Origin of the sequence: Dietzia alimentaria 72 (assembly GCF_000226215.1) — a bacterium.
Taxonomy (GTDB): Bacteria; Actinomycetota; Actinomycetes; order Mycobacteriales; family Mycobacteriaceae; genus Dietzia; species Dietzia alimentaria.
Genome location: NZ_AGFF01000007.1, coordinates 135,067 through 155,122 on the forward strand (window position 1 = coordinate 135,067; position 20,056 = coordinate 155,122).

At 69.1% G+C, this 20,056-nt stretch carries 18 protein-coding genes and 1 tRNA gene; 11 read left to right on the plus strand and 8 right to left on the minus strand.

Going from position 1 to position 20,056, the window contains the following annotated elements:
- Positions 1-50: 50 nt before the first annotated feature.
- The gene (locus ON04_RS03070) at positions 51-1,628 is read right to left on the minus strand and encodes an adenylate/guanylate cyclase domain-containing protein (RefSeq protein WP_010540114.1); all 1,578 of its coding nucleotides are present in this window, start codon (positions 1,626-1,628) and stop codon (positions 51-53) included.
- A 72-nt stretch (positions 1,629-1,700) separates the two neighbouring features.
- Between ON04_RS03070 and ON04_RS03075 the strand changes: the two genes are divergently transcribed.
- The 6 genes from ON04_RS03075 to ON04_RS03100 all read left to right on the plus strand — a co-directional run bounded on the left by ON04_RS03075 (position 1,701) and on the right by ON04_RS03100 (position 7,363).
- Positions 1,701-2,912, plus strand: a complete 1,212-nt coding sequence (locus ON04_RS03075) for a DNA polymerase III subunit delta' (protein ID WP_010540115.1) — start codon at positions 1,701-1,703, stop codon at positions 2,910-2,912.
- A gap of 62 nt (positions 2,913-2,974) precedes the next feature.
- Positions 2,975-3,050 (plus strand) — tRNA-Thr (locus ON04_RS03080).
- A gap of 208 nt (positions 3,051-3,258) precedes the next feature.
- Entirely contained in the window at positions 3,259-4,062 is an 804-nt protein-coding gene (locus ON04_RS03085) for a crotonase/enoyl-CoA hydratase family protein (protein ID WP_010540116.1), read from the plus strand.
- 76 nt (positions 4,063-4,138) lie between these two features.
- Complete coding sequence (locus tag ON04_RS03090) at positions 4,139-5,305, plus strand: acyl-CoA dehydrogenase family protein (protein ID WP_010540117.1); 1,167 nt, start codon at positions 4,139-4,141, stop codon at positions 5,303-5,305.
- Positions 5,302-6,450 (plus strand): acyl-CoA dehydrogenase family protein, encoded by a 1,149-nt coding sequence (locus ON04_RS03095; protein ID WP_010540118.1) that lies wholly within the window; start codon positions 5,302-5,304, stop codon positions 6,448-6,450. The genes ON04_RS03090 and ON04_RS03095 overlap by 4 nt, the downstream gene beginning before the upstream one ends.
- A 91-nt stretch (positions 6,451-6,541) precedes the next feature.
- Positions 6,542-7,363 carry a hypothetical protein gene (locus ON04_RS03100; protein ID WP_010540119.1) on the plus strand — a complete coding sequence of 274 codons (822 nt, stop codon included), beginning with the start codon at positions 6,542-6,544 and terminating at the stop codon, positions 7,361-7,363.
- A gap of 49 nt (positions 7,364-7,412) precedes the next feature.
- Here ON04_RS03100 and ON04_RS03105 read toward each other — a convergent pair whose 3' ends face one another.
- A complete protein-coding gene (locus tag ON04_RS03105; RefSeq protein WP_193350579.1) occupies positions 7,413-8,192 on the minus strand; it encodes an HNH endonuclease family protein in 780 nt (259 codons plus the stop codon).
- A gap of 90 nt (positions 8,193-8,282) precedes the next feature.
- Between ON04_RS03105 and ON04_RS03110 the strand changes: the two genes are divergently transcribed.
- The 3 genes from ON04_RS03110 to ON04_RS03120 all read left to right on the plus strand — a co-directional run bounded on the left by ON04_RS03110 (position 8,283) and on the right by ON04_RS03120 (position 13,431).
- Positions 8,283-10,229, plus strand: a complete 1,947-nt coding sequence (locus tag ON04_RS03110; protein WP_033443997.1) for a hypothetical protein — start codon at positions 8,283-8,285, stop codon at positions 10,227-10,229.
- Positions 10,230-10,312: 83 nt separating this feature from the next.
- Positions 10,313-12,400, plus strand: coding sequence for a DUF6541 family protein (locus tag ON04_RS03115; RefSeq protein ID WP_010540122.1), 2,088 nt, complete (start codon positions 10,313-10,315; stop codon positions 12,398-12,400).
- 92 nt (positions 12,401-12,492) lie between these two features.
- Positions 12,493-13,431: an NAD-dependent epimerase/dehydratase family protein gene (locus tag ON04_RS03120; RefSeq protein WP_010540123.1), complete on the plus strand. Its 939-nt coding sequence runs from the start codon at positions 12,493-12,495 to the stop codon at positions 13,429-13,431.
- Positions 13,432-13,473: 42 nt separating this feature from the next.
- Here ON04_RS03120 and ON04_RS03125 read toward each other — a convergent pair whose 3' ends face one another.
- From ON04_RS03125 to ON04_RS03150, 5 genes are all read right to left on the minus strand, one after another.
- Positions 13,474-13,773, minus strand: coding sequence for a hypothetical protein (locus ON04_RS03125; protein ID WP_010540124.1), 300 nt, complete (start codon positions 13,771-13,773; stop codon positions 13,474-13,476).
- Between the two features lie 309 nt (positions 13,774-14,082).
- Entirely contained in the window at positions 14,083-15,711 is a 1,629-nt protein-coding gene (locus ON04_RS03135; RefSeq protein WP_010540125.1) for an alpha/beta hydrolase, read from the minus strand.
- Positions 15,708-16,058 (minus strand): hypothetical protein, encoded by a 351-nt coding sequence (locus ON04_RS03140; protein WP_010540126.1) that lies wholly within the window; start codon positions 16,056-16,058, stop codon positions 15,708-15,710. Before ON04_RS03140 ends, ON04_RS03135 begins: the two co-directional genes overlap by 4 nt.
- Positions 16,059-16,069: 11 nt before the next feature.
- Positions 16,070-16,456 (minus strand): DUF2304 domain-containing protein, encoded by a 387-nt coding sequence (locus tag ON04_RS03145; protein ID WP_010540127.1) that lies wholly within the window; start codon positions 16,454-16,456, stop codon positions 16,070-16,072.
- Positions 16,453-17,205, minus strand: a complete 753-nt coding sequence (locus ON04_RS03150; protein ID WP_050815245.1) for a glycosyltransferase family 2 protein — start codon at positions 17,203-17,205, stop codon at positions 16,453-16,455. Before ON04_RS03150 ends, ON04_RS03145 begins: the two co-directional genes overlap by 4 nt.
- Positions 17,206-17,268: 63 nt before the next feature.
- Between ON04_RS03150 and ON04_RS03155 the strand changes: the two genes are divergently transcribed.
- Complete coding sequence (locus ON04_RS03155; protein WP_029457606.1) at positions 17,269-18,165, plus strand: glycosyltransferase family 2 protein; 897 nt, start codon at positions 17,269-17,271, stop codon at positions 18,163-18,165.
- Positions 18,166-18,303: 138 nt separating this feature from the next.
- Here ON04_RS03155 and ON04_RS03160 read toward each other — a convergent pair whose 3' ends face one another.
- Positions 18,304-18,921 (minus strand): TetR/AcrR family transcriptional regulator C-terminal ligand-binding domain-containing protein, encoded by a 618-nt coding sequence (locus ON04_RS03160; protein ID WP_081477112.1) that lies wholly within the window; start codon positions 18,919-18,921, stop codon positions 18,304-18,306.
- A gap of 145 nt (positions 18,922-19,066) precedes the next feature.
- Here ON04_RS03160 and ON04_RS03165 point away from each other — a divergent pair, with 145 nt between their 5' ends.
- On the plus strand, positions 19,067-19,924 hold the full coding sequence (locus ON04_RS03165; protein ID WP_010540131.1) for a phytanoyl-CoA dioxygenase family protein: 858 nt from the start codon (positions 19,067-19,069) through the stop codon (positions 19,922-19,924).
- Positions 19,925-20,056 lie beyond the last annotated feature (132 nt).

The following is a 20,056-nucleotide window of genomic DNA, read 5'->3' on the forward strand; positions in this document are numbered from 1 at the left end:
GAAGTGCACGGATTCCTCTTCGCGGCGAAGCTGTGAGGCCCCAGGGTCCGTCAGCCGGTGACGTCGTCCGCCGAGGCCGGCCGCAGTGCGACCTTCCCGGCCTGCCATCGATCGGCGAGCGTAGGCCTCAGAGGCCGAGCGAGTTGCGTCATGATGCCGCGACCCCGCAGTTCCACACTGCGTCCCAGCACCCACCTGGCGACCTCCGGGGCGTCCGCGTGTCGGATGGCGGCTGCGGAGGCCAACACGTGCCCCTGCTCCATCTTGGCCAGGGTGGTCAGGCGTGCGGCCTCATTGACCGGATCGCCGATCACGGTGTACTCGAACCGTTTGGCGTGTCCGATGTGGCCGGCGATCACCGTGCCGTACGAGACGCCGATACCCGCGGAGAGCGGGGACAGATCTGCGAGCTTGGACTGCAGTACCCGCGCCGCCCTCAGGGCTCGACCGGCTTCGTTCTCCACCTCGATCGGGGCTCCGAAGACGGCGAGCAGAGCGTCACCCTGAAACTTGTTTATGTAGCCGCCGTTGGAGTCGACGGCCTCCACTGCTATCCGGAAGAACTCGTTCAACACCGCCACGACCTCTGCGGGCTCGTTGGTGGCCGCGAATTCCGTGGAACCGGTGAGGTCAACGAACAGCACCGCGACTTCCCGCTCCTGCCCGCCGAGCTCGGTGCCTCGCTCGAGCGCGTTACGGGCCACGTCCTCGCCTACGTAGCGACCGAATAGATCCTGGATCGCGGCCCGTTCCTCGAGGCCGGTCACCATTTCGTTGAAGCCCTGGGCCAGGCGACCGATCTCGGAGCTGTCGTAGATCGTCACTCGGGTCTCCAGGTCGCCCCGCTTGACCCGGCTGACGCCTTCCTGCATCTCGCGGACGGGATCGGCGATGGAGTCCGAGACCAGGCCCATTCCGATGGCGCCGGCGATCACAGCGACGCTCGCCAACACGGCCAGGGCCACAAGGATGTTCCCCGGATCGTCGCCGAACAAGCCGGACCAGTGGCCGAGAAGGATGAGCAGGATCCCCGCCACAGGAATCATCGTGGTGAGTGCCCACCCCAAAAAGATGCGACGACGCACGCCCGGGACATTCCGATTGGCCGGGACCCCGCTGGCCAGTGCGCGGACGGTGATCGGCCGCATGATCCTCTCGGCCTGCAAGTACGAGATCAGACACGTGGTGGTCCCGCCGAGAGCGCTGGTCACCCCTACGACCAGGGCGAGTTTGGGGGAGTGGCCCACGTTCACACCCACAAAGACCAGGGTGCCGATCAGCCACATCGCACCGGAGATGAGTGCCTGGTCAAACGGCACGCGGAGTGCTCGCTCGCGTATCGATCCTCCGAAGTCCTCGCCTGACCGGTCGACCCGGAGGACCGGCAGCAGTAGAAGGGTGGAAGCGATGACGCCGCCGACGAATGCCAGAACCAGATAACCGATGAACAGGTACTGGTTGATGAAGCGGAAGGACTCGAGGTCCAGGAAACGGTCCATCGGCAGGACGAAGCGTAGAAATGCGAACACGAAGACGGCGCCGATGATGTTGGCCTGCACCATCGTCAGGGCGTAGACGGGCCAGGGGGTGACCCATAGCCACCTGAACAGTCTGACCCATCGCTCCATCGGGTCCAGCCTAGTTCCCGGGCGCTGCCACGGGGACGTAGGTGTGTCGGTGGGCGGGGATAAGGTGGGTCCATGTCCGGGGTGTTCGAACGGTTGGCTGGCCAGGCCGAGGTGGTGGCCGAGTTGACGGCGGCTGCCACGTCGGCGCGGCTGCGGGTTCAGGGCCGGGGGTGGGACGACTCGGATGCTCGAATGGTCCATGCGTGGTTGTTCACCGGCCCTCCCGGGAGCGGCCGCAGTGTCGCTGCGATGAGTTTCGCGGCCGCCCTGCAGTGCGAGAATCCAGAGATCGTGGGCTGTGGCGAGTGCAGGGCCTGTCACACGGTGCTGGCGGGAACGCACGCCGACGTGCACCTTCTGGCCCCGCAGGGTGTCAACATCTTGCTCAAGGACGTCAAGGAGACCATCCACCGGGCGGCCAGTAGGCCTGCTACCGGGCGGTGGCAGATCGTGGTTGTGGAAGAGGCCGACCGGCTCACCGAGCAGTCGGGCAATGCCTTGCTCAAGGTGGTCGAGGAGCCGCCCAGCCGCACCGTGTTCCTGCTGTGTTCGCCCACCACCGACCCCATGGACATCATGGTGACCCTGCGGTCGCGGTCGAGGAATGTCGCGCTGCGCCAGCCGGACGCCACCGCAGTGGAAACTGCCCTGCTCGCGGACTCCGGTATTGACCCGGATCTGGCCCGGTGGGCGGCCTCGGTGTCGTCAGGCCATGTGGGACGCGCACGGTGGCTGGCCACGGACGAGGACACCCGGGCTCGCCGGGAGGTGGTGCTGCAGTTGCCGATGGTGATGCACAACCCTGGCCGGGCCTTCCCGTTGGCTGATCGGCTGGTCAGTTCGGCGGAGCAGGAGGCGGTGGCCCGCAACACCGAGTCCGACGAGCGTGAAGTGGATGAACTGCGCACCTCGCTCGGCGCGGGAGGCACAGGTAAGGGAACCGCCTCGGCCGGGCGTGGGGCGGCAGGGGCGGTCAAGGAACTGGAGCGGGCCCAGAAGTCGCGCCGCACGCGATCGACCCGTGACTCGCTCGATCTGGCGCTGGTGGACCTGGCCGGGTTCTACCGTGACTCGCTCATGGCGGCCATCGGTGCCCGCGACGTGTCACAGGTTCACCCGGACAAGTCCGACGAATCGGCTCGCCTCGGGGGCCACTACCCGGCCGCGTCGATCCTCAGGGCTATCGAGGCGGTACAGCAGTGCCGCTCGGCGATCGAGGTCAATATCAAGCCCAAGTTCGCGGTTGCGGCGATGGTGGGCGCTATTCGTGAAGCCCTCGGCTGAGGCGGGCGCGTTTTTCTGTCGCGGGCGCTGTCGGATATAGTTGCCTCGCCCCACAAGGGCTCGCCGCGTTAGCTCAGTCGGTAGAGCATTTCACTCGTAATGAAAAGGTCGTCGGTTCGATTCCGACACGCGGCTCCACGAATGTCAGAACGACCCCAAATGCGTCACCGAACCCCCGCGCTTCACCGCCGGGGGTTCAGTCGTGTTGAACGGCGGCCGGATTCGGTCCCCTGGCGGGGAGATCGTGGATCATTGACGGTGCGCAGAACACCTCGATACGTTGGGGGATGCGGTGCACGCAGCGAGTTCGCGGACCGGTTCCCACGACCAGGAAGCAGCCCTCCCCATGACTTCAGCGCCACTACTCGTCGAGCGAGCCGACCATATCGAGACCTGGACCCTGAATCTGCCCGAGTCTCGCAACCCGATCTCGGATCCGGCCGTCATTGACGCCCTCTGCGAGCAGGTGGCGGTGGTCAACGCGGACCGTGACGTGCGCGCGGTGATTCTCACGGGTGCAGGCACGGCGTTTTCCGCGGGCGGCAACGTCAAGGACATGGCCGACAGGTCCGGAATGTTCGGCGGTAGCCCTTACGAGATACGGAACGCCTATCGCGAGGGTATCCAGCGGATCCCGCGCGCGCTCTACCACTGTGAGGTGCCGGTGATCGCTGCGGTCAACGGGCCGGCGGTGGGGGCGGGCTGCGACTTGGCGGTGATGTGTGACCTGCGGGTCGCCTCGACCAAGGCGTGGTTCGCCGAGAGTTTCGTCCAGCTGGGCATCATCCCGGGGGACGGCGGAGCGTGGCTGCTCACCAAGGCGATCGGGCAGGCGCGCGCGGCGGAGATGGCCCTCACCGGCGACCGCGTGAGCGCCGAGCTGGCCGCCGAGTGGGGTCTGCTCAACCAGGTTGTCGAGCCGGAGAACCTGATGGAGGCGGCGCGGACCCTGGCGGGCCGGGTGGCCAAGAACCCGCCCCACTCGGTCCGGATGGCCAAGCAACTACTGCGCGAGTCCCAGCAACAGTCGCTGGAATCGCTCCTCGAGATGTCGGCGGCGATGCAGGCCCTGGCTCATCACGCCGAGGATCATCGAGAGGCGCTCGAGGCATTCGGGGAGAAGCGCCCCGGTCGGTACACGGGACGCTGACCCACGCGCGGCCGTCTCGTCCGGGCTCATGAGTCGGGGTGGCCCGCCTGATGCAGCCACAACAGAGGAGACATCCATGAGGCCAGCGCTCGCCCCACCGACCACATTGGCTTCGCCGCAGATGGACGCACTGCGGCATGAGGTTCGCCGGTTCCTTGATGCCGAGATCGCCGCCGGTCGGTTTACCCCCTGGGTCGACACGTGGCTGACCAGGTGGGATGAGGGCTTCACCCGCCGCCTGGCCGACCGCGGATGGGTGGGCATGACCATCCCCACCGAATACGGCGGACACGGGCGGACCTTCCTCGAACGCTTCGTGGTGACGGAGGAACTGCTGGCGGTGGGCGCTCCCGTCGCCGCGCAGTGGGTGGCCGACCGGCAGATCGCACCGTCGCTCCTGCGTTACGGCACCAAGGAACAGAAGCAGGACTTCCTGCCCCGCATCGCCGCCGGCGACTGCTGTTTCGCGATCGGCATGAGTGAACCGGACTCGGGCTCGGACCTCGCGAGCGTCCGCACCAGGGGCATGCGGGTCGACGGGGGATGGTCGATCACCGGGACCAAGGTGTGGACCTCGGGAGCCCAGCACGCGGAGGCGTTCATCGCGCTCTGCCGGACCGAACCCCTGGACGTCTCGAACCGTCACACGGGCCTGTCCCAGTTCATCGTGGACCTGCGTGGCGAGGGCGTGACGATCCGTCCGATCGTGTCCCTGTCCGGCGACCAGCATTTCAACGAGGTGGTGATGGACCAGGTTTTCGTCCCCGACACCATGGTCTTCGGCGTTCCCGGCAACGGTTGGGAGCAGGTTAACTCGGAGCTGGCTTTCGAGCGCAGTGGACCGGAGCGGTTCCTGTCCTCGTTCCGCTTGTTCGCGGCCGAGATCGGTGCCGCCGCCGAGGGGACGCTGCCGCCGCGCGCGGACCTGGGACGTTCGGTCGCCCGCATGGCGGGACTGCATTCGCTGAGCCAGAACATCGCAGGTGCCCTCCAGCGCGGCGAGCCCGCCGACACCGCCGCCGCTCTGGTCAAACTCCTCGGAACGACGACCGAGGGGGATCTGGTGGACGCGGTCTCCGCGCGGCTCGGCGACGAGTTCCCGACCGCCGAAGCCGGCCCGGCCTCGGCAGAACTGGCAGACCTGCTCCGCGCCGGACTCCACCAGCGCCCCGGCTTCACACTCCGGGGCGGGACCAACGAGATCCTGCGCAGCGTGATCGCCCGCGGACTGGAGATGCGATGAGCCCAGCAGCTGCGCGCTCTGCCGAGCCGGGATCCGCGGACCTGGCTGTGGACGCCGACCTCACCGCGATGATGGAGGACGTGCTCTCGTCCTGGTCGGGGCCGGACGTCGAGCCGGACCCGGCCGGGGTGTGGAAGGCACTGAACGACGTGGGGCTGGGGCGACTCACCGCGCCCGAGTCCGCGGGCGGCAGCGGCGCCGGCTGGGCGGAGGCGGCTGAACTCCTCCGCATCTCGGCGGCGTCGGGGGTCGCGGTGCCGTATGCGGAGACCGACCTCGTCGTCGGGCCGCTCCGCCGCGCCGCGCGCCTCGACGACGCCTGCACCGGTACGGCGACCCTCGCGGTGGTGGGCCCGGACGGCTATGCACGCATGGTGGCATGGGGTGGAGCCACCGATACGGTCCTGTTCGTTCGACGCGTCAACGATGACGACGACGACGGCGAGGTGCGCACCGCTACAGCCGGCGGATACGAGGTGACAGAGGCGCCGACCAGCGGAACCGGCGTCGTACCCGCTCGTGGCGTGTCCGCTGTTCCGGTGGCGGACCTGACCCCACCGGTGGATGCGGAGTGGACGAGGGTTGACAGCGCCGCGGTCGAGGCAGCGGTCCTGCACGGGGCGTTGGCACGAGCGGTGCAGTGCGTGGGCGCGGCGGAAGGGATGCTCGACGCCTCGATCCGTCACACGACCGAGCGCACTCAGTTCGGTCGCGCGTTGGCGGCGTTCCAGTCGGTGCAGAACCTCGTGGTGGACATCGCTGCGGAGACCGTCCTGGCCCGGGCGGCGGTCGAGCAGGCTGTCGCCGACGCTCTGGCCACCGATCTCCAGGGGCCGCTGTCCGGGTTTCGGGTCGCTGTGGCTCGCAGCGTCGTGTCTCAGGCGCTGGCGGTGGCGGTCGGCAACGCCCATCAGGTGCACGGTGCGATCGGCACCACCCACGAACACGCGTTGCACCGACTGACCCTGCCCGCTCTGCAGTGGCGTGGCGAGTTCGGTTCCGCCGGGTTCTGGGAGGGGCTACTCGCCGACGTTGCCGTGGCCGAAGCGATGGACGGGGCGTGGCCGCTGATCGTGGAGGGCGCCTCCGTCGAGGGGGCGCCCGCGAAATGGCTGGACACGGTCACCGGGGGGCGGGCTCGCTGAGCCAGACACGGCGAATCCGCCGATCCGGCCCGGCCGCCCCCGTGCGGCGACCTCGGTACGCTCGAGGGTCAGTACCGAGAAAGGTCGATCCGTGGAATTCCTCCTCATCGCCGCAGTGATCGCGATCGCCGTCGCAGTTGTGTCGCGCAGTCAGAACAAGGGCCAGACCCAGTTGCAGGCACACGACAACCGCCACCTCGAGGACCACCGGGCGGAGGCGGCCCGGTGGGTCGAGCGGCTGGGTGGCCAGGTGTTCAACATCGACGGCATCGACGACGCCTCCAAACAAGCCATGGCGGATGCCTCGGAGCGCTACACCGCAGCCGTCTCGGAGCTTGAGCGGGCGCGGACCCCGGTGCAGGCGCAGCTCGCCAAGGACACCGCCATCGAAGGTCTGTATTACGTGCGTGCGGCCCGCTCGGCGATGGGACTGGACCCCGGCCCCGAGTTGCCCACGACCCCCGGCCAGGACCGCGCGGGCCGTGTGACCGAGGACCGCACCGTCGACGTGGACGGACGACCCATGACTGCGGCCACCGGCCCGAGCGACCAGACCCCGCACTATTACCCGGGCGGCGTCGTGGCGGGTAGGCCCGTCCCCGCTGGTTGGTATTCCGAGCCCTGGTGGGCATCCGCTCTGTCCACCGGCGTGTGGATGATGGGCTCGATGATGATGTTCAACATGATGTTCGCGGGCATGTCGGGCGTCGGCTACTCCGGCGAGGACTTCGGAGCCGGACTGGGCGAGGGCGGCGCTGATGTCAGCGACATGGGCGGCGACATGGGTGGAGGCGACGGCGGCGGGTTCTTCGACGGCGGTTTCCTGGGCGGCGACGGGGGTGGAGGCGACGGCGGCGGGTTCTTTGACGGTGGCTTCCTGGGCGGCGACGGCGGCGGGCTGTTCGACTTCTGACGCGAGCCGTTCTGACCGCGCCCACCCCGGACGGGCACCGGCGCCCGCGCTAGCAGCCGGCCAGGATCCGGTCCATCGCGTCCCGCTCGGCCTGCGTCACCCACAGTCCGTACCGTTCCTTGACCAGAACCTGCCGGGAGACGTACGAGCAGCGAAACGCCCTGTTGGCCGGTAGCCAGGTGGCGGTGTCACCGTCGCCTTTCTGCTGATTGGCCCGCCCCGACACCGCCAGCAAATTGAGCGGGTCGTTGGCGAACTCGCGCCGCTGGTCCACGGTCAACTGCTGGGCGCCCTTCTGCCAGGCGTCCGACAGTGCCACGACGTGGTCTATCTGGACTCTGGTCGAGGTGTCCCGTCCGCGCGTGAACTCGATCCGCTCACCGGTGTAAGGGCCGTTCAGCACCCCGGTCAACACCACACAATCCCGGGTACCGGGGCGAAATGTGAGCTCCTGCAGGTCCCGCTTGAGGATGTCGTTGCGCGTATCGCAGCCGTTGCGCCCGAACTCGACCCCCACATCGTCGGACCAGGCCTGGCCGAACAGGTCGCGGTCGTAACCCGTCTTGGGTGCCCGACCCTTGACCTCGAGTTGCGGCAGCAGTTCGCGCGCTACGGGCACCATCGGGTCGACCGGCACACCGGCATCCGAAGAGGAGCCCAGCGCGGGCGGGACCGGCGGCACGGGCTCGTGCGTCACGACCTGCGAGGTTGAGGGCATGCCGACCCGGTCGAGCAGCTCGTCGGTCGATTCGGAGCAGTTGCCCACGACGGCCAACACGACCACTCCCACGACGACCGCGACGATGGAGCGAGAAGTCCGAGAACTCATGAGCCGCACCATAGCGGCACGCTCCGACAACCCCGCTGACGCGCATGTCTCCTCTCCATCGCGGTATGTCCCCGGCTAACCTGGCCCGCGATGCCGCCCGCCACACACCACAACTCCGCCGAACCCAGCGCAGACCCCGCACAGGCAGCGACACGGATGAGTCCGCGTCTGCTGATCGCACTGTGCGCGCTGGTCGTGCTGGCGTCGACGGCCGCGCGCACCTGGGTGGCCGGAGCAGGCTGGTTCTACTGGGATGACCTCGTCCTGCACGGGCGAGCCGCGGCGCAGGCGCTGCCGGATGCCGGTTATCTACTGTCCGACCACGACGGACACCTCATGCCCGGCGGCATGGCCCTGATTTGGCTGGCGGCCCACGCGGCGCCCCTGGACTTCCGGATACCGCTGCTGCAGATCGCGTTGCTCCAGCTGATCGCGGGCGCCGCGGTGGTCAGGATGCTCTGGGTGCTGCTGCGCGGACGCCCGGTCCTGCTGCTCCCACTGGTTGTCGCGCTCGTTCTCCCGTTGGGTCTGCCGGCCGCGACGTGGTGGTCGGCGGCCCTGAACTCGCTCCCGCTGGTGGCGTCCATGGCGTGGGCGGTGGCCTCGACGATCCGGCTCGCGCAGACGGGGCGACGCCGTCACGCGGTGGCGGCGGTGGCGGCCACGGTCGTCGGGCTTGTCTTCGTCGAGAAGGCAGTGCTGGTCCCCGTGGTCTCGGCCCTGGCGTTACTGGGCTGGTGGTGGACATCGTGGCGCGGAGACGGCAGAAACGGCATCGTCGGCGGGCACAGCGGGGGCCGTGTCTGGCGGCGGACCCGGTGGATGTGGGCAGCGCAGGCTCTGGTGCTGGCGGCGTGGGCCGCCGTGTTCGCCTTGACGGTGGGCCGCATCGGCGGGGAGCTCTGGGCCGGACCGGACAACGCGGGCACCACGCCAGGCCCGCCCGGCCTCAGGATGCCGGGCCCGAGCCCGTGGGGCCTGATCGACGCGACCTACCGCCACGCGGTGGCCCCCACCCTCGCGGGCGGTCCCTGGCGGTGGGAGCGCTGGCACCCGGGCCCTCCGATGGCGGACCCGCCCGTCGCGGCGGTCGTGGCGGGGGCGCTCGTGTGTGCTCTGGTGCTGGCGTGGTCGCTGACGACCCGGCGACGGACAGGTTCGGTGTGGGCGGTGGTGGCCGTGTACCCCCTCGTCTCCGTGGCGCTGATCCTGATGGGGCGGGCCGGCCCCGACACCGCGAACGAGATAGTGCAGACGCTCCGATATCACCCGGATGTGGTGGTGGTGCTGGCCGTGGCCCTCGGGCTGGTGCTGGCCGCGCCGCGACGGCATTCGCCGGAGTCATCCGGACGAGAGGACCCGGCACCCCGCCGAGCCCCCGCCTGGGTGGTCCCGGCCCGATTCGAGCGGTGGGCCCTGGCGGGTCTGGTGGGGCTGGTCGTGGTGTCGTCGTCGTACTCCACCGTGACCTACCGCGCGGCCTGGGCGGAACAGCCCTCTCGCGACTACCTCGTCCCCCTCCTCGACTCGCTGCACGATCGCCGGGCACCGATGCTTGACGCCGACGTCCCCCTCGAGGTGCTCCTGCCGGTGACCTACCCGGCCAACCGCCTGTCGTCGCTGCTCGCGGGTGTTTCTGATATCCCCGAGATCGGGGCGTGGACCACCGAGCCCGTGACGGTAGACGAGATGGGCCGCCTGCACCCGGCCGCCGTGGTTCCGGGCCGCATGATCCCGCAGGGCGCCGAACCCGGATGCGGCCACCGGGTGTCGGCCGGGGGTACGCGCATCGCGCTGGACGGGCCCCTGCTCGGCCGCGACTGGGTAGTTCAGTTCAACTACTTCTCGGGGACCGACGGCACCGTGGCGGTGCGGCTCGACGAGGGCCAGACGATCGACGTTCCCGTGACCGCCGGCCTGTCCACGAGGTTCGTGCGGGTGGAGGGATCTGGGACGGGTGTCACTGTTACGCCCGGAGAGGGGCTGCCGGACCTGTGTATCGGCAGTGGACCTGTGGGTGTGCTCGTGCCGCGGTGAGGGAGCGGGGGCGGGTGGCCCATAATGGGCGGACAGATCTGTAGGGGAAGAAACGGAGACGGGTCATCGACATCGCGCTGGTCATGCTGACACTCACAGCTCTGCTGGTGGTGCCGGGGGCGATCGTCGGTGCTGCCGCTCAGGTGCCGCTGCGGCTGGCGCTGGCCACCTCGATTCCCGTGTCCTTTGGTATCGCGGCGATCGGCGGCTACGTCTACGGTCGGATCGGCGTGCCGTGGTCGCTGGGCGGGTACGCGGTGGCGACGGCCGCCACCGCCGCGGTGGTGGGCGTGGTGGGACTCTTCCTCACCGGGGTGAACTGGATCCGGCAACGACGACGACGAGGTCACGACGACCGGCCGGCGGATCAGCGTGGCCCCCGCGGGTACTGGTGGCTGTTGCCCGCCACGGCGGTGGTGGTGAGCGCATGGCTCATCGGCCAGATGATCATCACGGAGCTGTCCGCCACGTCCGGTGGCACCGCGAACATCTTCCAGGGATGGGATGCGCACTGGCACGCCAACTACATCCGCTTCATCCACGACATCGGACTGGCCTCGCCGGACCTCGCCGGTGAGCTGCGCCATCCCGAGAACGGCGCCACCCTTTATTACCCGAGCACCTGGCACTCGATCGCCGCCCTGGTCATGGCTCTGCGAGGCCTCGGCGCGGTGGAGGCGTACAACCTTGTACAGATCGGCAGTGTGGCGCTGGTCTTCCCGCTGGGCGTGGCGGCGCTCGCCTGGCTCATGACGCACCGGCGGTTCTCCCGGCCCGTCGTGGCCACTTCGGCAGCGGTCGCCGCGATGGCGACGCCGCTGTTCCCGGGACTACCGTTCGTCGAGGTGATGGTGGCGGCGACCCCGTCCGCGGTGGCCAACGGTCTGGCGGGGTTGAGCGCGGCCATGGTGGTGGCGGCCGTCGCGGACCGTCGCCTGATCCCCGCCGCGGCGCTGGGCTTCGTGGGCATCGGCGGTGTGCACCCCTCGGCCATGGTCACGGCCGGGCTCATCGTGTTGTTCTGGTGGCTGTTCGACGCACTGTGGAGTCCGGTGCGGGGACGCCTGCGTGACTTCCTGGTGTTGGCCGGTATCGCGACTGCCGGGGTGCTCACGCTGCTCCCGCAGGTTCTCACGGTCTCGGAGGAGGCCGACGACATCTCGGCATTCGAGTTCCAGATCGACGCCGACCGCGCTGCCACCTGGGGCAAGGCCGCGGCTATGCAGGTGCGTCACGCGCAGGACTTCGGCGTGCGCTGGGTGCTGCTCTCGATCGCACTGGTGGGCCTGCTGTGTCTGCTGCGTCGCCGCGTGCTCTGGCCGCTCCTGCTGTGGGGCGGGTTGCTGGTGGTGTGCGTGAACTCGATGAACGTGTTCGGCAACTGGACCGGCGGCGCCCTGCGGGCAATCGGCAGCGTCTACTACAACGACCCGCGCCGGATCGGGGTGGTCATGGCGGTGCTCGTGGCGGCCGCCGTCGGCGTGGGCGTGGGCGTGACCGTCCAGACGCTGGCCGGGTGGCTCGGCCGGCTCGTCGACCCCGTCACCGACCCCGGCGGGCGCGGCGTGGTGCAGGCCCGGGTCGCGGTGGCCCTGGCCGCGCTCGTGGGCGTGGGCTCGTGGGTCGTGCAGGCCTCACCCGAGTACGCCGTGGCGGCAGGTAGCAACCAGCGGTGGGACAGGCTGGTCGACCAGCATGACCGGCGGGCCTTCGAGTGGCTCGCACAGCAACCGCAGGCCTACTCCGGTCTGATCTACACCAACCCCGACGAGGGCTCGGGCTGGATGTACGCGACCCACGGGCTGCCGTCCACGGCCCGCCACTACCTCTCCGGCGGGACCACGACCCCGCTCACGGAATACCTCTTCTCCACCATGGACAAGGCCGGCGCGGACCCGAAGGTCGACGAGGCACTCAAAGAGTTGGGCGTGACGTACGTGTACATCAGCCCGCCCAACTACTGGGGGTTCCAGAAGCCCAACGAGCATCTGTTGCGGCTCGACGCGACCCCGGGGTTGGTCAAGGTTTACAGCGACTCCCAGGTCCGGATCTTCGCAGTGCGCGCCGCGCTCACCGACTCCGAACTCGCACAGGTCCTGGAGAACTCGCCGTTCCCGCCCGACAGGCGCACGCCGTTGACCCGCGCCACCGCACTGTACGGGCCGGGCTGACCCACTCAGATTCTCAAGGGGTCGTATCCTGGGCCGAGGCATCCCGACGGGGGAGCCGCGGCGGACACGCCGGACTGCCGGGAGGGGAACACATGCGGACACTGGTGACCGGGGGAGCCGGGTTCATCGGCTCAACCCTGGTGGACAGGCTGCTGGCAGAGGGCCACGAGGTGACCGTCGTGGATGACCTGTCCCGGGGTCGACTGGAGAACCTGGAGTCCGCGCGCGGCGCCGGCAATAGGTTCGTCTTTCACCAGCTCGGGCTGACCAGCCCGGCTATCGGGGACCTGGTGGCCGAGGCTCGCCCCGAGGTGATCTTCCACCTGGCCGCACAGATCGACGTGCGCCTGTCGGTGGAAGATCCGGTCCACGACGCCCAGGTCAACGTGGTGGGTACCGTGCGTCTGGCCGAGGCGGCACGCCGGGCGGGGGTCCGGCGCATCGTGTTCACCTCCTCCGGGGGTTCGATCTACGGTCCTGTCACCGAGCTTCCCGTCGCGGAGTCCCAGCCGGTGGATCCGCTCAGTCCCTACGCGGCGGGCAAGGTGGCCGGGGAGATCTATCTCGAGATGTTCTCCAGGCTGTACGGCATCGAGTGGGCGGGCGTGGCACCGGCGAACGTCTACGGCCCGCGTCAGGATCCCCACGGCGAGGCCGGGGTGGTAGCGATCTTCTCGCAGCGACTTCTGGCCGGTCAGCCCACCCGCGTCTTCGGCGACGGTGGCAACACCCGCGACTACGTGTTTGTCGACGACGTGGTGGACGCGTTCGTGCGCGCCGCGCGGGTTCCCGAGGCCGCCGGACTGCGCTTCAACGTAGGCACCGGGGTGGAGACCTCAGACCGCGGGCTTCATACGCTGGTCGCGCAGGCCGCGGGTGCAGCGGACGACCCGGAGTACGCCCCCGCACGGCTGGGGGATGTCGCGCGATCGGCCCTGGACGCTTTCCGCGCCGCCGAGGTGCTGGGGTGGGAGCCGAAGGTGCCGATCAGCGAGGGCGTGGCCCGAACCGTGGAATACTTCCGCGACTGACGGCGCCGCTTCACCGGAGCCTGGAGGCCGGTCGCGGGAGGCCTACTGTGCAGCCCTGGGCTGCGGTAGGAAAGGCCGCAGGACGTCGGGGAAGCCAGGCGGGGGCGCATTACCGGGCCTCTCGACCTCGAGCTCGTTCTGGCCGTTCCGGTCGTTCCGGCCTTCGGGGGACGCGTCCTCCTGCACGCCGGCACCCGCTCCCAGGCCCTCGTCCGCGCCGCCTCCGACTGCTGCGCCGGGGTTCTGAGGTGCCGCCGGAGCCACCGGAGCCACCGGCACCTGACGGGCCTGCTGCGCCGCCTCGATCCGTGGGGCGGGAACGGATGTGGGCGCGTCGTCCACGGGCTCCGGCTCTTCGGTCTGCGGCGCCTCCGTCTGGGGGGGCCTCCGTGGTGGTCTCGCTCGACTCTTCGGTCGTCGGCTCGGGGGAAGTCGTGGTCTTCTCGGCCACGGGCTCCACGGTCACCCCGGAGGTCTGCGCCGTCGACACCTGCTCGCGTGCGCGGTCCACAGCCTGGGCGCTACGGTGCGAGTCGTACCAGAGGCCGGCCGTGATCAAGCCGACGGACGCCACGCCCAGCGCACCCATCCCCAGGGCTGTGGCGGACGGGCGCGGAAACCGAGATTCGTGCGAAGCCATGAGCCCCAGTATCAGCGACCCCCGGGGTTAACGCCAACCCCGTCCAGTGTCGCGTGCTTGCCCGGCGGGATCCAGGTCAGTTTCAGTGGAGCCTCCCAGTGCACCTCGGCGTTCCCGTAGGGCTCGTCTTGCCGGCGCAGCCACAGTCCCGCGGCGTGCCGCAGCAGGGCCGGCAGGAAGCGTCCGTCGTCACGGCGATGGGAAGCGGTGTGTCGGGCCCGGATCTCCCTGTCTCGCCACAGCGGCGCCGAACCGCCCAGTATCACGGTGAGCATCGCGTGGAACGCCCCGCAGTCACGGTCGAATACGCCGCCGTGCCCGCGGGTGCCGTAGACGGGGGAGCCATCCGCGAAGTAGCCGGTATCGAGGCGGACCGCGCCGTCCCCGAGATCCGAGGTCGACCACGGTCGCCGCAACCCCGCCCGCACCTGCAGGAGCTCGACCGGATCGCCGGGCGCGGTGAAGGAGTAGCGGAGCACCGGGCCCGGTGCGCGCCAGTCCGCCGGTCCGGAAACCCCCACCCCGAGATCCGGAGACTCGGCGTACACCACCCGGTCGGCGCGCAGCCCCAGACGTTCCGCGGTACCGACGATGCGCCCACCGTAGGAGTGGCCCACCACCGTCAGTGCCGCGCCCGGGCAGTCGATCTCTACCACCCGGTCCACCTCACGGCAGAACCGCACCAGACGCGGGGCCATGGTCTCCGCGAACCGCGGCTTCCCGGCGTCGGCCATGATGTCCTGCGGGAACTCACCGTCGAGGAACACCGCCACGACCAGGCGCCCCCCGCCGGCCTCGACCAAGTCCACGGCGACATCCGTGTTGACGTGGGACATGTCCAGGTTGCTGCCCGTCCCCGGGACGTAGACCGCCACGGCCTCGGTGTCCGGACCAGGATCGCCCACCACCTCGATCATCCGCCCGCCGCGGGCCGCAGAGAACGCCACGAACAATCGCCGCCGGCGCCCGTCACGGCGAGCCATGGTCTCCAACCTGCCGATCCTCGGGCTCCAGGGGGTCCCGGCCAGCTGCTCACGGTGCAGCGCCCGCCGAACGGACACCGCGTTGGCGCGGGCGCGCACCGCCCACGGCACGCCGTAGGTCCCGCCCACGACCTCCGGCTCGGCCAACGCCAGGAGTCGCCGGTCCGCGGTGGACAGATGTTCGACCTGCGCGTACACCTCGTCCGGGCCGGCTCCGGCCCATGCGGCGACAGTGGCACGGGTGTCCAGGCCCTCCGCCTCCGACTCGTCGGTCAGCGCGCCGAGCGCGACGCCCGTGTCGCCCGGCCTAGTGAGTCGCCCGATGTCGACGACGACGTTGGCGACCGCCCTGTCCAACGCGTTCCGCAGCCGCCCACGCTCCGGTTCGGGCAGCGGATCAGGTCCGTCCAGGTCGTCCCACGTATCCTCCGCGAGTTCGACCATTCGGTACAGCCCCGCCAGGAACTCGTCGAGCCCCCGCGCCTCGCCGTCCACGGCGTCGGCCAGCGCGGACAGTGCGGGGGAGCGGGTGGGGGAGGACATCATGGCGTCGCGCGCGGTGGCGAGAGCGTCGCGTGCCTTGACTACCCGGGCCGCCATCTCGAGCAGCCGGAGTACCCTCGCCGGCGGCGGGACCTCCGGAAACGCGCCGGTCATCGCGGTCGCCGATGGGGCTGAGCAGCGGCGATCTCCCGGGCGGCGCGTGTTGCGGACTCATCAGAGCACGTTCCGTCCGCCATCGCCGCGGCGATCGCCGACAATCGCGAGATCCGGTCGACCGCCGGTGTCAGGAGGGGGCGCACCTCGTCGTCGACATCGTCGAGCCCTCCCCACGCGGTGCCGGACCGGCCGGCTCCGCCCGATCCCGCACCGGCATGCCCGCGGGCGGCCGAGATGCGTTCGCGCGCCAGCTCCAGGCGGTGTGCGGCTCGCGCGGCCTCGCCTCGGGCCGCTGCGGCTTCGTCGGCGGGCCCGTCTACGGGGTGCGGGTCAGCGATGTCCACGTCGAGCGGCGTCAGTAGCGCAGAGGATCGTCGTCCCCGGCAGGCTTCATCTCCCGCACGTCCACCCGATCCTCGGGTCGCACCGCGCTGTTCAGGGCGATCGTCCGGGCCAACCGGGCGTAACGCAGCTCCTGCTCGCGGAACCGCACATAGGTGGAGACGGTGACAAACGCGAAGCCCATCACCAGCGCGTACAGCACCAGGTCGGTACCACGTTGCACACCCAGCGAGTTGGCCACCACCGTCAGGTCGTCCGGCCGGATCACGGCGTACACCATGAACACCACGAACAGTACGAACCCGATCTTCACGCCGGCCTTGGCCCGGGCTTTACGTCGGTTGGCCAGAAAGAACACCACCAACACGGCGCCGGCCAGCAGCAGGAGCACCTTGATCATCGCGGCAACCTCTTTCCGACGAAGCCGTCGGAGAGGATATTGATCCCGTTGAGCAACGACTGTCCCTTGGACATGGAGTACTCGGTGTAGAGGATGTCGACCGGCTGCTCCGCCACCCGCCACCCGAGCGAATCCATCAGCTCCACGAACTCACTGGCGTGGCTCATACCGTTCATACGCAGGTTGAGCGACTCTGCCACTCGGCGGTTGAACACACGTAGACCGTTGTGGGCGTCGGTCAGGCCGAGTCGGCGCGTGCGGGGGCTGAGCATCACCACGGTGCGCAACACGAGGCGCTTGATCAGCGGGACCTGGTCGTCCTCGCCGCGCGGGCGGCCGAATCGGGTCCCCACGATGATGTCCACCGGCTCGGTGCGGAGTCGGTCGACCATCGCCAGAACGTCCTTGACCTGGTGCTGCCCGTCCGCGTCAAACGTCACAAAGTAGCGGGCGCCGGGCTGCTCACGGGCGTACTCGACCCCCGTCTGGATGGCCGCGCCCTGCCCCAGGTTGACCGGGTGGCGTACGAGATGCGCTCCGGCCCGATGGATCGCCGTTGCCGACTCGTCGACCGAACCGTCGTCCACTGCCACGATGTTGGGGAACGTGGCGCGCGCCGCACGCAGTACGTCCTCGATCACGGTGCCCTCGTTGAAGCAGGGGACGATCAGCCAGACGTCGGCGTTCCGGAGGGGGCGGCCCCCGCTCTCCGTAGCCCTGTCCGTGTGCCGCACTCTGTCACTGCTCATCGAGGGTCGATACTATGCGATCGGACGGACAACCCGGTGACGACAAGGACGGCGGTTCCCATGATGGCCATCGATGTGATGCTCCCGTATTACGGAGACGTCGACCATTTCAAGAAGGCCGTGGACAGTGTCCTCGCGCAGAGCTACCGCGATTTCCGGCTGGTCGTGGTGGACGACGGCTACCCGGATCCGGAGCCGGCCCGCTACATGGGCGAGATCACCGCGCGCGACAGCCGGGTGACGTACGAGAAGAACGAGACCAACCTCGGCGCCAACGGCAACTACCGCAAGTGCGTCGACATGGTCACCGCGCCGATCGTCGTGATCATGGGTGCCGACGACATCATGTTGCCCAACTACCTGCAGGTCGTGGCGCACGGATTCGCCGCCGTGCCCGACGCCGCAGTGATGGAGGTGGGCGTCAACGTGATCGACGAGAACGGCGCCGCCGTGCGCGGGCTCTCGGACAGCATCAAGTCGTTCACCACCCCTAAATCCGACGGCCGCACGGTGCTGCACGGCGAGAAGCTCATGACCTCGCTCATGCACGGCAACTGGACGTACTTCCCCTCTCTGGCCTGGAATTCCGAGTGGGTCAAGCGCATCGGCTTCCGCGAGGGCCTCGACGTGGTGCAGGACCTGGCACTGCTCGTCGACGTGATCACCGCCGGCGGCCACATGATCTACGATCCGACGCTCGCGTTCCTCTACCGCCGCCACTCGGCGTCGGACTCCTCTGTGCGCGCCCTCGACGGCCGGCGTTTCGACGAGGAGGCCCGCTTCTTCGCCGGCGAGGCCGACGCGTTCGGTGCCCGCGGCTGGAAGAGCGCCGAGCGGGCAGCGCGCCTGCACGTCACCTCGCGACTCAATGCGCTGTCCCTGCTGCCCACCGCCGCAAAGGCCGGCAAGCTCGCCGAGGGCGGAAAGAAGCTGCTCGGGCACACGTTCCGCAAGCCGTGATCCGATGCCACCGGCGGCCGGGCCGGTGGGGACACGGATGATCCCCGAGACGGGGATACCGCACCGACGCGGCGACGGCGGGGTGGTCGGTTGAATCGATATGGCGGTAGCCGAGCCGTCGTCGTTACCGGCCCCGGCCTAGGGGCCAGCCTCGGTACAAGCACCTGATCCCGCCGTGGAGAAGGCGTTCGTGACGAGCTCGGCGATGGCGTCGATGGCGGTGTCGCCGATCTCGTTATGCCCGAATGTGGTGTTCAGCAGTAGTGGGCCGACGATGATCTCCAGAACAAAGCGGGGGTTGACGTCGTTACGCACCTCGCCGCGCGCTTTGGCCCGGTCGACGACGCGGGACAGGTCTCGCAGGATCGGTGCCCAGTGCTCGCGTTGGGTCTTTGCGACTTCGGAGTCCCTGTCGGAGGCGAGGACCGCGTTCATCGCCGCCTCGACGGGGTCTGAGAAGAACTCCGACAGTTCGCGCGTCAGGGCGGTGACGTCGGTAGCCCATGAACCCGTGTCGGGCACGACCAGGCGGGCGGTGTGAAGTGTCAGTGCTTCTTTGATGAGTTCGAGGCGCGTGGGCCACCACCGGTACACCGTGGAGCGATGGATTCCGGCGCGCTTCGCCACTTCCGCCACGGAGAACGCCGAGTTCCCCTGGCGCAGCATCTCCAACACCGTGGTCGCCACTGTCTGGCGGACGATCTCGCTACGTCCACCGGCGCGAGTTCGCTGTGTGCGCGGTTCTCCACTGGACATGAGATCACCCTAGTCGCCGCCGGTTCGGGGTACCGGCTCGCGACACCACTAAAGCAACAGATGTTGCGTTAAGGGTGCACCGCGTGGTGTGATGTTGGACAGATCACACCGGCAAGAACCGACCCACCCAGCAGGAGGAGCCCCTATGGCCGAACTCACCCGCGTCCACGCATCCGCGCCGATGGCGACTATCACCGATGCCCTCCTGGAGCAGGGGGCCGTACTCGTCGAGGAACTTCTGGAGCCCGACCTGCTCTTCCGTTTCAACGCCGAGTTGGACCAGCACTTGACCGAATCCGCACACGGGGCCGAGCGGGGGTTCGTCAATGAGGGCGTCGCCGCGTTCTTCGGCAACCGCACGGAGCACCTGGCCGGGCTGGCCGCTAAATCGCAGGTCTTCGCCACCGAGATCCTCACGCACCCCATCTACAGAGCGGTGTGCGACGAGGTGTTGCTGCCGAACTGTGCTGCCTACCAACTCAACCTGGGGCACGTGTTGAACAGGGGCCCCGGCGGCACGCCGCAGATGCTGCACCGGGATGAGGAGGTCTGGTCGCAGCTGCCGTCGCCCCGCCCGAACATCCAGCTCGCGTCGGTGGTCGCGTTGCGCGACTTCACCGAGGACAACGGCGCAACGCGGGTCGTGCCGGGCAGTCACCTGTGGGACCGCGATCGGCAACCAACCGAGGCCGAGATCGTGCCTGCGGTGATGAAAGCCGGGTCCGGCATCATCTACCTCGGCTCGACAATCCACGCCGCCGGCGCAAACACCACCGCCGACCAGTGGCGTCGGGGTATGCACATCAGCTACTGCCTCGGATGGCTGCGCACGGAGGAAAACCAGTACCTGTCGATCCCGCTGGAGCAGGCGCGTCAGCTGCCGCGTGAATCGCTTGAGCTCCTGGGCTTCGGCGTGCACGATGCGATCGCCGACGGCGGTGGCTACGTGGGCACGGTCGACCTGGCCGATCCGGTCGAACTGTTCGCCGCCGGCAAACTCTGAGTGCGTCGCCACGCGCCGCGCGGTTGCCCTTGGCACGTCGAGGCCTTAGGTTCCCCGGGCACCACTCGCTGACGAAGGGAAATACACATGCTGCTCGGATCACTCGGAAATCTGCTCGCCGTCCTGCTCAAC